Here is an 11,379-nt window from a genome sequence, read left to right as displayed (position 1 = left end):
CGCGAGCGCCGTGGTCGGGTGGGCGGATGGAGAACTCGCGCGGGAGCGGCACGCCCGGCGTGCTGCCCCCTGAGGTCTGGCGGGTGGGTGCCTGGTGTGCCGTCCTGCTGCTCGTCGCCGGGGTCGTCGCCGTCGGCGTGTGGATCGTCGTCACCTTCAAGACCGCCGTCACCCCCGTCCTGCTCGCCATCCTCGGGACCGCGCTGCTCGGCCCGCTCCACCGGCGACTCGTCGTCATAAGGATGCCGAAGTCCCTCGCCGCCGGGCTGACCTGCCTGGCCGTGGTCGCGGTCGTCGGCGGCGCCGGATACATCGTCGTCAGCGCGCTCATCGAGACCGGCGACCAGATCGTCGACTCGCTCAAGCAGGCCGGGCGGGATCTCAGCAAGCACCTCGGGGCCGCGGGGACGTCGCTGGACGATGTCGCGACGAACGCGAAGAGCTTGCTCAACAAGTTCGGCGGCACCGCCGCCTCCGGTGTGATCACCGGGCTCAGCGTCGTCGGCGAGCTGATCGCCACCGCCGTTCTCGCGCTGCTGCTGATCTTCTTCTTCCTCAAGGACTCCGACCGGGTCGCCGGCGCGCTGCGCTCCGTCGCCCCGCCCCGCACCGGCGACATCGTCGAGGCGATGGCGCGGCGCGCGTTCGGGGCGGTCGAGGGTTTCATGCGGGGGACGACCTTCATCGCGCTCATCGACGCGATCTGCATCACCGTCGGCCTGCTCGTCCTGCGCGTGCCGGGCGCCGTCGGGCTCGGGGCGCTGGTGTTCGTGGCGGCGTACATCCCGTACCTCGGCGCGTTCCTGTCCGGCACCGTCGCCGTGCTCGTCGCGCTCGCCGACCGGGGAGTGGTGATCGCGCTCTGGGCGCTCGGGGTCGTACTCGCCGTGCAGGTGCTCGAAGGACACGTACTCCAGCCGATGATCCAGAGCCGTACGGTCCAGATGCATCCGGCGGTCGTCATGCTGGCGATCACGGCGGGGGCGAGCGTGGCGGGGATCCTGGGGATGCTGCTGGCGGTGCCGCTGACGGCGGCGGCGTTCGGGGTGATCGCGGAGATCCGGGAGCGGTACGAGGCGGGGGCCCCGGAGCCGGGGCCGGAGGCCGGGAAGCCGTGACCCGGGCGCCGGGCACGGCCCCGTATCAGCCCGCCGCGCCCTTCTCGTAGATCTCGAACCAGATCGACTTCCCCTCCCCCCGCGGATCCACCCCCCACGCGTCCGCCAGCATCTCCATCAGCACCAGCCCCCGCCCGCTCGACGCCAGCTCCCCCGGCCGTCGCCTGTGCGGCATCTCGTCGCTCGCGTCCGCGACCTCCACCCGTAGCCGGCGCCTGCCCCGCTCCCCCGCCGCCTCCGCGATCAGCACCGCGTCGCCGTCCGTGTGGACGAGCACGTTCGTGGCCATCTCCGAGAGCATCAGCACCGCCGAGTCGACCTGCTCCTCGTCCGCCCAGTCGTGCAGCAGGTCCTTCAACTGCTGCCGCGCGTCCGAGACCTGCTCGGGTTCGGCCTGGGCGATCGTCAGGACCGTACGGCGCGGCGGCCGCCGTGCGGGTGAGCTGTCCCGCGAGAGGAGCAGCAGCGCGATGTCGTCCTCGCGGCGGTCGGCGAGCGGGCCCGTCGTGTAGTGCGAGCCCGGGCCGTGGACCGCCCCGATCAGCGCGTCGGCGAGCTTCTCCAGCGACACCTCCGTGGTCTCCTCCAGCACGGGCCGCAGCCGCGTCCAGCCGCTGAGCATGTCGTGGCCGCCGGTCTCGATCAGCCCGTCGGTGCAGAGCATCAGGGTGTCGCCCGGCTCCAGGGTCACCCGGGTCGTCGGATAGTTCGAGTCCGCCTCGATGCCCAGCGGCAGCCCGCCCGCCGTCTGCCGGATGAGCGCCGTGCCGTCCGCCGAGCGGATCACCGGATCAGGGTGCCCGGCCCGTGCGATGTCGAGCGTGCCGGACTCCGGGTCGACCTCCATGTACAGGCAGGTCGCGAAGCGCGGCACCGTGTACTCGGAGTCCTCGCCCGCGTCGCTCTGGTCGGGGTGCGTGGGTCCCTGGGCGGTCGAGAACTCGTACATGCCGTGCAGGAAGCGCGAGGCGCGGGACAGCACGGCGTCGGGCCGGTGCCCCTCGGCGGCGTACGCGCGCAGGGCGATCCGCAGCTGTCCCATCAGCCCGGCCGCCCGTACGTCGTGCCCCTGGACGTCCCCGATGACCAGCGCCACCTTGCCGCCGCCGGGCAGCGGGATGATGTCGTACCAGTCGCCGCCCACCTGGAGCCCGCCGCCCGTCGGCACATAACGCGCGGCGACGGTCATCCCCGGGATGTCCGGCCCCAGCGTCGGCATCATCGAGCGCTGGAGCCCCAGCGACAGCTCGCGCTCCGTCTCGGTGACCTCGGCGCGCGCCAGTGCCTGCGCGAGCATCCTGGCGACCGTCGTCAGTACGGAGCGCTCGTCCGGAGTGAAGGTCACCGGGTTCTTGAAGGCGGCCATCCAGGCGCCCATCGTGCGGCCGGCGACGATCAGCGGCACATAGGCCCAGGACTGCCGGCCGAAGCCCTTCACCAGCGACCAGGTGGTGGGGTAGCGGTCGCGGTACTCCTTCGGCGTCGCCAGATAGATGGCCCGGCCGGTCCGTACGACCTCGGCCGCCGGGTAGTCCGTGTTCACGGACATGTCGGTGAAGGGGCCCTCCGCGCCGTCCGGGTTCCCGTGGTGCCCGATGATCGTCAGCCGCTCGCCGTCGACGCCGAAGACGGCGAGCCCGTCGGGGGAGAAGCCCGGCATCGACAGCGACGCCGCGACCCGCAGCACCTCGGCGGTGGAGCGCGCCTCGGCGAGCGCGCGGCCCGCGTCGAGCAGGAACGCCTCGCGTGAGCGCCGCCAGTCGCCGGCGACGGGGCTCCGGCCGGTCAGCGCGCCCCGCTGCGGTTCGACGATCTCCTGGAGGGTGCCGATCAGCTCGTAGTCCTCGCCGTACTCCCGGTGTGTGACCAGCGGCTTCGAGCGGGACCTGATGGTACGGATCACCCGCCCCTCCGCGTCCACGACCCGCACATGGGCCTCGGCGAGCGTCCCCTCGGCGACGGCGAGGCGCACGATGCCGTAGGTCTCGTTCCAGTCGACCGGGTGCAGGCGCGCGCGAGTGGCCGCCTCGCTGAGGACCGTGGGCTCGGCGGGCAGCCCGAGCAGCCGCGCCCCCTCCGCGTCGAGGGTGACGATCCCGGCCGCGTTGTCCCAGCGCCACAGACCGGTCGCGATCGCGGCCAGTACGTCCTCGGTGCGCATTGCACCACTTTAGACCGGTACGGCCGGTGAATGCGGTGTCAAGCAGGCGTGCGGGTGGCCGGGCGCCGGGGCGGGCACGGACCGGCCGCCGGACCGGCGCCGGCAGGCCTCCGGCAGGCCCTCCGGCAGGCCCCGCGCGGGCCCCGGAAAGCGGACCCCGTAAACGCGGGGGAAGGGGCCTTGGCCCTGCCGGTAACCTGGTGCGGCCAGGCCCACCCGCCAAAAGCTAAGACTGGATGAACGACGATGCATCGGTACAGGTCCCACACCTGCGGCGAGCTCCGCGCCTCTGACGTCTCCACCGACGTCCGGCTGAGCGGCTGGCTGCACAATCGTCGAGACCTGGGCGGCATCCTCTTCATCGATCTCCGCGACCACTACGGTCTCGTCCAGCTCGTCGCCCGCCCCGGCACCCCCGCCAACGAGGAGCTGTCCAAGCTCACCAAGGAGACCGTCGTCCGTATCGACGGCAAGGTCTCCGCCCGTGGCGCGGACAACGTGAACCCGGAGCTGCCGACCGGCGAGATCGAGATCGAGGTCACCGAGGTCGAGATCCTGGGCGCCGCGGGTCCGCTGCCGTTCACGATCAACACCGAGGACGGCGTCAACGAGGAGCGGCGGCTCGAATACCGCTTCCTCGACCTGCGCCGCGAGCGCATGCACCGCAACATCCTGCTGCGTACGGCCGTCATCTCCGCCATCCGGCACAAGATGACCGCGCTGGGCTTCAACGAGATGGCGACCCCGATCCTCACGGCGACGTCCCCCGAGGGCGCCCGCGACTTCGTGGTCCCCTCCCGGCTGAACCCGGGCAGGTTCTACGCGCTGCCGCAGGCCCCGCAGCAGTTCAAGCAGCTGCTGATGATCTCCGGCTTCGACCGCTACTTCCAGATCGCGCCCTGCTTCCGCGACGAGGACGCCCGCGCCGACCGCTCGCCCGGCGAGTTCTACCAGCTCGACGTGGAGATGTCCTTCGTCGAGCAGGAGGACGTCTTCCGGCCGATCGAGAAGCTGATGACGGAGCTGTTCACCGAGTTCGGCGAAGGGCGCGAGGTCACCTCCCCCTTCCCGCGGATTCCGTTCCGCGAGTCGATGCTCAAGTACGGCAACGACAAGCCGGACCTGCGGGCCAAGCTGGAACTGGTCGACATCTCGGACGTCTTCGAGGGCTCGGAGTTCAAGGCGTTCGCGGGCAAGCACGTGCGCGCGCTCCCGGTGCCGGACACGGCCGGCCAGTCGCGGAAGTTCTTCGACGGCCTCGGCGACTACGCGGTCGAACAGGGCGCCAAGGGCCTGGCCTGGGTGCGGGTCGGCGAGGACGGCGCGCTGGCGGGTCCGATCGCCAAGTTCCTCACCGAGGACAACGTCAAGGTCCTCACCGAGCGCCTGTCGCTCGTGCCCGGCCACGCGATCTTCTTCGGCGCGGGCGAGTTCGACGAGGTCTCGAAGATCATGAGCGCGGTCCGTGTCGAGGCGGCCAAGCGGGCGGGTCACTTCGAGGAGGGCGTGTTCCGGTTCTGCTGGATCGTGGACTTCCCGATGTACGAGAAGGACGAGGAGACCGGCAAGATCGACTTCTCGCACAACCCGTTCTCCATGCCCCAGGGCGGTCTTGAGGACCTGGAGACGAAGGACCCGCTGGACATCCTGGCGTGGCAGTACGACATCGTCTGCAACGGCATCGAGCTGTCGTCGGGCGCGATCAGGAACCACGAGCCGGAGCTGATGCTCAAGGCGTTCGAGATCGCGGGCTACGACCGCGAGACCGTCGAGCACGAGTTCGCGGGCATGCTGCGCGCCTTCCGTCTCGGCGCCCCGCCGCACGGCGGCATCGCGCCGGGCGTCGACCGCATCGTGATGCTGCTCGCGGACGAGCCCAACATCCGCGAGACGATCGCCTTCCCGCTCAACGGCAACGCGCAGGACCTGATGATGGGCGCGCCCACGGAGCTGGACGAGACCCGACTGCGCGAGCTGAACATCCAGCTCCGCAAGCCGGTCGCGAAGTAGTCGCCGCGTAGCCGCTGCCGCCACTGTTCAAGGGCCCGGAACCGTACGGTTCCGGGCCCTTTGCGTGGCGTCTTCCCGCCATGGGGCAACCTGATGGCGATCCCGGCGCGTTGACCGGTCGTGGAAGACCGAACGGATGGGCGAGGGCGACGAGACGATGAACCCGGGCGGCAGGGATCCCGAGCGCGGTCCCGACCGGGATGCCGAGCGTGGTCCCGAGCGCGGTTGCGACCGGGATGGCGACCGGGATGCCGACGGCGACGGCGACTTCGAGGCGTTCGTCGCCGCCCGTGGACCGCGACTGCTGCGGGTGGCCTGGCTGTTGACGGGCGACGCGCACCTCGCCGAGGACCTGCTCCAGACGACTCTCGCCAAGGTGTGGCCCAAGTGGCACCGGATTTCGGGGGAGCGGCCGGAGGCGTACGTACGCAAGGCGCTGGTCCACACGCACGCCTCGTGGTGGCGCAGACGCTGGCGTGGCGAGGTGCCGCACGGCGAAGTCCCGGACGCGGCGGGCCCGTTCGACGCATACGAGAGCGTGGATCTGGAACAGTCGCTGGCCGCCGCGGTGCGGTCGCTGCCGGTCAGGCAGCGCGCGGTCGTCGTGCTGCGCTTCTTCGAGGACCTGAGCGTCGAGGACACGGCGGCGACACTCGGCTGCGCGCCCGGCACGGTCAAGAGCCAGTCGGCGAAGGCGCTGCTCGCGCTGCGGGCCGCGCTGCCGGTGCCGGTGGAGGAGGGAGGTGAGCGCGGTGTCCGGGGGAGATGAGGAGCAGGAGGAGCACGAGGAGCACGAGCTGCGGGTCCTGCTGGAGCGCGCCGTGCCCCGGCTGCCCGCTCCCGATGGGCGGCTGCGTCGCGTACGGGCTCGGGCCGCCCGTGGCCGTCGGCGCCGCCGTGTCGCCGGGACCGCGGCGGCGGCGGTGACCGGTCTCGTCGTGGTCGGCACACTCCTGCCCGGCTTCCTGCGCGGCGGCCCCGGCGAGGGCGCCCCGCCGGCGAGCCCGGCCCCGACCGACACGGCGACCGACACGTCGGGCGGCCGTGCCGTCCGCTTCCCCGACCTGGGCGATCTCACCCTGCGGCTGCCGTCGGGCTGGCAGGCACTCGCCGTGCCCGGCGACCCGGCGGGCGGAGTCCCGCCCCGTGGCTTCGTCGTCGGCCAGCGGGTGCCGACCATCGCTTCGACCTGCGCGAGGGAGCCCCGCGGCTGCGCCCCGTTCCGCAAGCTGCGGCCCGGGGGCGTACTGGTCTCGCTGGACCTGAAGAAGTTCGGCGGGCTCCACACGAAGACGCAGGACCCGCCCGCGCTGTACGCGCTGGACGAGCCTTCACCGATCTGCCACAAGCTCCTGGGCACCCAGGAGTACGGCGCCCTGTTGCCCGGTCCCGAGCCCGGCGCCGACGCGGGCATCCAGGTGAGTGTCTGTCTCGCCGGGGCGGGCACCGGTTCCCCGATCCCCGACGACGTACGCGACATGATCGCCGGTGCGGACTACCCCGAGTTCGGGGCGGGCCTCCAGCCCAGCACGGCTCCGCCGGCCCATGCGAACTGAAAGGTCATACATGTCTCACCTCGCACGGCCGCACGCAGTGGCCGCCCTCCTGCTCGCCGCCGGTCTGCTGCTCAGCGGCTGCGCGCTCGGGTCCGGGGGAGGATCGTCCGTCCCGTCGGTGGACGACAAGGCCGCGACCGGCGCCGGGAGCGGTGACGGAAGTGACGGGGGCGATGACGCGCGCGGCGGTCTGGGCCGGGCCGTGCCGGACTCCCGGACCGAGGGGCAGACCGTACGCCCGAGGGAGATCCCGTCGCTCGGCCCGAAGACCCGCTCGCAGATCCCCGAGGACAGCCGCCAGGCCGTCGTGGTCACCGGCGACGCCCCGGACTCCAACCGGGCCACCCTGGTCATCTACGAGCGCGACCCCGTCGAGGGCTGGCGGTCCGTCTCCGACCCGTGGCCGGCGCGCAACGCCCTGAAGGGCTGGACCGACGACCACCGGCAGGGCGATCTCCGCAGCCCGATCGGTGTCTTCGGCCTGACGGACGCGGGCGGCCGACTGTCCGACCCGGGGACGAAGCTCCCGTACGACCAGGGCCCGGCCTTCACGCTCAGCGGCGTCGGCTTCGAGGGCGAGCAGCTGGCCGGGTCGTTCGACCACGTGGTGGCCATCAACTACAACCGCGCGCCGGGCACCACCCCGCTGGACTGGACGCGCCCGCTGGGCGCGGAGAAGGGCGGCGGCATCTGGATCCACGTGGGCCACGGCGGTCCGACGCAGGGCTGTGTCTCGCTGCCGCCGGGCAGGATGAAGGAGCTGCTGCGGTGGCTGGACCCGGGGAAGGTCCCCCAGGTGGTGATGGGGGACGTGTCGGCGCTGGGGCGGTAGGTCGTGTCTTGACAGTAGCGCCGTCCGCCCGCGGGCCAGGCGGGACTTTGAAGACACGACCTAGGTGTATTGACCCGCAGGGTTGTTCACGCGGCTGATCGGGGGCTGGCCTGCGAGTGCGGTGTGGCTGCGGTGGTGGTTGTAGGTGTGGAGTTGGAAGGGGACGCTGAAGGCGCGGGCCACGACGGCCCCTTCCTCGTCGGTGCCGACGAGGACGTACTCGGGCAGTTCGGCGACGATCCGGCCGATGTTCGCCCGGCCCACCGGGTCGTGGAGCATGAAGGCGGGCCAGGTGTCGAGCATCCGCCACATCGGACCGACGAGTTCGGGACGTTCGGCGAGGGTGGTGACGGTCAGTTCCGTACGGGCACGTTAACGGCCCGCGGCCCGGCGCCCCACTGATTTGGTACGGCCTCCGGGACGGGGAGGTCGTCGGCCCGGGAAGGGGGCGGGCCAGATCGGAGACCGGGCCCGCACCCGCCCGCTGTCACGCCGCGACACGGATATCGCAACTGCTCAGGGCGTCGGTCAGAGCGCCGGGTAGGCGTTCCTCATGAGCTCCTGGAACTGGGCCGGGAACCAGTGGCCTGAGAGCGGCGCGTCCGGCAGGGCGCCGGACAGGTTGTTCCCGTTGCGGGGGTTACCGGTGTACGTCGGGTCGCACATCCGGTCGAAGCCCTTGCCCTCGTCGTTCGGGATCACCTTGCTGGCGCCGTCCGACTCACCCGGGGGCTTGACCCAGACGTACGCGTCGATACCGGGTGCCGGGGCCGCCTGGGGCCGTGTGCCGAGACCGGCGCCCTTCTGGTTGCACCAGTTGCCGAGGTGGATCCGGCGGTCGGTGCGGCCTCCGTTGACGTACGTGTCCGAGGTGGTCTTCGGGCCCGCGGCGGTCGGCCGGGCCGCGCCGCCCCAGCCGTTGCGGGAGGTGTCGATCAGCATGCCGACGTCCGGGGAGAAGCCTTCCTTCTGGGCCTCGGCGCGGAATGCCTGGGCGAACGACTGCTCGTCCACGTAGCGGTTCCAGTCGATCCACTTGGACTTTTCGCGGATCGGACCGTCGTTGGCGGTGTCGCCGATCTTGAAGAACGGCTCCGTGGTGGCGCCGTAGTTCGCGGTGTTGGCGATGAAGCCGTGCACGTTGGCCAGTGTGCTGCCCTCGGCCTTCGCGGCCTCGGCGATCTGCTTCGCGGAGGCGTTGAAGTTGTCGTCCCAGCCGATCCAGCCGTGGTGACCCGCGTCGATGTAGTTGTACGCGTTCGGGATCGCGCCCAGCTTGGCCAGCGCGTAGCCGACACCCTTGACGTAGTTTCCGTTCGCCTTCATCGTGTCGCAGTTCGGGACCGCGGTCGGGCGGGGCGAGACGTTGGTGACCAGGTTCGGCAGCGAGTCGATCTCGACGATGTTCACGATGCGCAGGTTGGCGTAGGCCGGCTTGGCCAGGATCGCCGCGATCGGGTCGATGTACTCGTTCTTGTACCGGGGGAGATCCGTCTGGCCGAGCTCGCCGTTCGAGGCGAGGGCGGAACAGTCACGGCCGGGCAAGTTGTAGATGACCAGCTGGATCGTCTGCGCGCCCTGGCTGACGGCCCTGTTGAGGTGGGCCTCCAGGCCCATTCCGCCGGCCACACCCTTGATCGCGGCGATGCGGTCGAGCCACACGGCGGTCGGCTGGTTGGAGATCCTGCTGCCGCCGGACTCGGCCGCGGCCTTCGCGGACCACAGCGGGTTCACGTACACCTTGGCACCCGCGTACGGGTTGTCCACGCGGGCGGCGGCCTTTGCGGACGCGGAGGCGGGGGTGGTGGTGAGCTGGGTGACCGCGCCGCCGGTGAGCAGCATCGCGCCGGCGGTGAGAGCGACCAGGCCGCGGCGGACTCGTCGTTGGGGTAAGGCGACTGAGGGGGTGGGGGGTGTCATGTGCGAACTACCTCCGGAGGATTTGGGTCTTCACCCCTAAGGGGGAAGACGTGTGATTTGCCCGGTTCAGTTGCACGTTCTTAACAATGGGAGCGCTCCCATCGTCAAGCCTTGACCGAGACCTGTCAATGCTTGGACGCGACGAGGCCATTTACTACTCCACCCCCACGCGCTACGTTGCAGATGGGAGCGCTCCCATAGCCCCGTCAACCCCCCACCATCCACGCCAGACCCTCTGTCAGGTCGATCGCCGGGCCCGAACGGTCGGCTCCCGCAGCATGGGGCGACGCCCGCGACAGGTCCCGGCCGATCGGTCGGTGCTCGAAAGAGAACCTTCACGAAGGAGACCACTCATGGCCATCAACTCGGTCCGTGCCCGGCGCACGCTGGCCCTAGCCGGGGCCGCGGGCGTTGTCGCCGCGGTGCTGTCCGTGCCGTCCCCGGCATCGGCGCACGGCGTCAGCATCATGCCCGGCTCGCGGACCAGCCTGTGCTACAAGGACCTGCTCCAGAACAGCTCGACCCAGATGCCGTCCAACCCCGCCTGCGCCGCCGCGGTCCGCCAGACCGGTACCACCCCGCTGTACAACTGGTTCGCCGTTCTGGACTCCAACGCCGGTGGCAGGGGCGCGGGTTACGTCCCGGACGGGAAGCTGTGCAGTGCGGGCGACCGCAGCCCGTACAACTTCTCAGCGTACAACGCGGTCCGCACCGACTGGCCGAAGACGCACCTGACCTCGGGTGCGAACATCCAGCTCAAGTACAGCAACTGGGCCGCCCATCCGGGCAAGTTCGAGGTGTACCTCACCAAGAGCGGGTGGAGCCCGGCCAAGGCCCTCGCGTGGGGCGACCTGGAGCACCTTCAGACGGTGACCAACCCGCCGCAGAACGGTGGTGTGGGCACGAACGAAGGCCACTACTACTGGAACCAACAGTTACCGCAACGGAGCGGTCAGCACATGCTCTTCGTCCAGTGGATCCGCTCCGACAGCCAGGAGAACTTCTTCTCCTGCTCCGACGTCGTCTTCGACGGCGGCAGCGGTCAGGTCACCGGTCTGGCGGGCGGCGAGCGGTCGGCCGCCGAGGTCGAGGCGCTCGGGGCGGACGTCGAGAACACCAAGGCCGACCCGATCCACGCCGCCGGACACACCGAACACGCCGCGGCCGGTGAGAAGCTGGCAGCCGCCAGCAACGAGTCGGCCGTCGCAGTGCCAGCGGTAGTGGCGGGCTTGGGGGCAGTCGTCTTCGCCAGTGGCGCGATGGTCTTCAACCGGAGCCGCCGGGCCAGGCAGCACGGCTGACGGCCGAGGACCCCGGCGCCGCCGCCGGGGTCCTCTCACCGTTCACGTCGTTCACGTCGCACCGCACTGCCGCAGCATCATCTGTTTGTCCGGGGCCGTCACCGGCAGGTCGTGGTGAGAGCGAAGGCCAGGGGCGGCAGTTGCCGTCGGACGCGAGGTGGATCTTCGTGGTCAGCCCGCCGCAGGAACGCCCGATGGCATGGTCGGTCGGCTCGTCGGCCGGGGCCCGAACTCGGCGGGCATGTCCATCCAGGGCGAACCGGTCCGGTACTTCCAGACGATCGGGTCGATCACCTGCCGATGATCACGCCACCGCCCACCCCGCCGAGGAGTCCGATCCGGCAACAGTGGCTCAATCCGCGCCCACTGGGTGTCAGTCAACGACACACATCAACCAACGATCAGATGATCCGAAAGAAACGGCCTTAGGGCCGACCCGGGTCCGCTGCCCGGAGCCGCCCGGTGGCCGGTTCGTCCTCGA

At 70.9% G+C, this 11,379-nt stretch carries 8 protein-coding genes and 3 pseudogenes; 6 read left to right on the top strand and 5 right to left on the bottom strand.

Going from position 1 to position 11,379, the window contains the following annotated elements:
• Positions 1-26 precede the first annotated feature (26 nt).
• A complete protein-coding gene (locus P3L51_RS31965) occupies positions 27-1,118 on the top strand; it encodes an AI-2E family transporter (protein WP_354608827.1) in 1,092 nt (363 codons plus the stop codon).
• Positions 1,119-1,143: 25 nt separating this feature from the next.
• On the opposite strand, the gene P3L51_RS31960 is transcribed toward P3L51_RS31965, so the two are convergent.
• The gene (locus P3L51_RS31960) at positions 1,144-3,279 is read right to left on the bottom strand and encodes an ATP-binding SpoIIE family protein phosphatase (RefSeq protein WP_354608826.1); all 2,136 of its coding nucleotides are present in this window, start codon (positions 3,277-3,279) and stop codon (positions 1,144-1,146) included.
• Between the two features lie 246 nt (positions 3,280-3,525).
• Between P3L51_RS31960 and aspS the strand changes: the two genes are divergently transcribed.
• From aspS to P3L51_RS31940, 4 genes are all read left to right on the top strand, one after another.
• Positions 3,526-5,289, top strand: coding sequence for an aspartate--tRNA ligase (gene aspS / locus P3L51_RS31955; protein ID WP_354608825.1), 1,764 nt, complete (start codon positions 3,526-3,528; stop codon positions 5,287-5,289).
• Positions 5,290-5,425: 136 nt separating this feature from the next.
• On the top strand, positions 5,426-6,058 hold the full coding sequence (locus P3L51_RS31950) for a SigE family RNA polymerase sigma factor (protein WP_354608824.1): 633 nt from the start codon (positions 5,426-5,428) through the stop codon (positions 6,056-6,058).
• Positions 6,042-6,845 carry a hypothetical protein gene (locus P3L51_RS31945; RefSeq protein WP_354608823.1) on the top strand — a complete coding sequence of 268 codons (804 nt, stop codon included), beginning with the start codon at positions 6,042-6,044 and terminating at the stop codon, positions 6,843-6,845. Before P3L51_RS31950 ends, P3L51_RS31945 begins: the two co-directional genes overlap by 17 nt.
• A 10-nt stretch (positions 6,846-6,855) precedes the next feature.
• The gene (locus P3L51_RS31940) at positions 6,856-7,677 is read left to right on the top strand and encodes a L,D-transpeptidase family protein (protein WP_354608822.1); all 822 of its coding nucleotides are present in this window, start codon (positions 6,856-6,858) and stop codon (positions 7,675-7,677) included.
• A 150-nt stretch (positions 7,678-7,827) separates the two neighbouring features.
• Here the strand turns inward: P3L51_RS31940 and P3L51_RS31935 are convergent.
• A pseudogene (locus P3L51_RS31935) lies at positions 7,828-7,989 on the bottom strand (N-acetyltransferase); the annotation flags it as partial.
• Between the two features lie 216 nt (positions 7,990-8,205).
• Positions 8,206-9,597 (bottom strand): glycoside hydrolase family 6 protein, encoded by a 1,392-nt coding sequence (locus tag P3L51_RS31930; RefSeq protein ID WP_354608821.1) that lies wholly within the window; start codon positions 9,595-9,597, stop codon positions 8,206-8,208.
• 353 nt (positions 9,598-9,950) lie between these two features.
• Between P3L51_RS31930 and P3L51_RS31925 the strand changes: the two genes are divergently transcribed.
• The gene (locus tag P3L51_RS31925) at positions 9,951-10,898 is read left to right on the top strand and encodes a lytic polysaccharide monooxygenase auxiliary activity family 9 protein (RefSeq protein ID WP_354608820.1); all 948 of its coding nucleotides are present in this window, start codon (positions 9,951-9,953) and stop codon (positions 10,896-10,898) included.
• Between the two features lie 130 nt (positions 10,899-11,028).
• Here P3L51_RS31925 and P3L51_RS36070 read toward each other — a convergent pair.
• Positions 11,029-11,118: pseudogene (locus P3L51_RS36070) on the bottom strand (IS5/IS1182 family transposase); the annotation flags it as partial.
• Between the two features lie 53 nt (positions 11,119-11,171).
• Positions 11,172-11,285, bottom strand: a pseudogene (locus P3L51_RS36065) (transposase); the annotation flags it as partial.
• Between the last annotated feature and the right edge of the window lie 94 nt (positions 11,286-11,379).

It is taken from the genome of Streptomyces panacea, assembly GCF_040560175.1.
Classification (GTDB): domain Bacteria; phylum Actinomycetota; class Actinomycetes; order Streptomycetales; family Streptomycetaceae; genus Streptomyces; species Streptomyces panacea.
This window is presented reverse-complemented; position numbering and strand designations above follow the sequence as displayed.

Bases quoted from the DNA above. Each gene is read 5' to 3' on its own strand.
- P3L51_RS31965 (WP_354608827.1), top strand. From the start codon at position 27: ATGGAGAACTCGCGCGGGAGCGGCACGCCCGGCGTGCTGCCCCCTGAG.
- P3L51_RS31960 (WP_354608826.1), bottom strand. From the start codon at position 3,279: ATGCGCACCGAGGACGTACTGGCCGCGATCGCGACCGGTCTGTGGCGC.
- aspS (WP_354608825.1), top strand. From the start codon at position 3,526: ATGCATCGGTACAGGTCCCACACCTGCGGCGAGCTCCGCGCCTCTGAC.
- P3L51_RS31950 (WP_354608824.1), top strand. From the start codon at position 5,426: ATGGGCGAGGGCGACGAGACGATGAACCCGGGCGGCAGGGATCCCGAG.
- P3L51_RS31940 (WP_354608822.1), top strand. From the start codon at position 6,856: ATGTCTCACCTCGCACGGCCGCACGCAGTGGCCGCCCTCCTGCTCGCC.
- P3L51_RS31930 (WP_354608821.1), bottom strand. From the start codon at position 9,597: ATGACACCCCCCACCCCCTCAGTCGCCTTACCCCAACGACGAGTCCGC.
- P3L51_RS31925 (WP_354608820.1), top strand. From the start codon at position 9,951: ATGGCCATCAACTCGGTCCGTGCCCGGCGCACGCTGGCCCTAGCCGGG.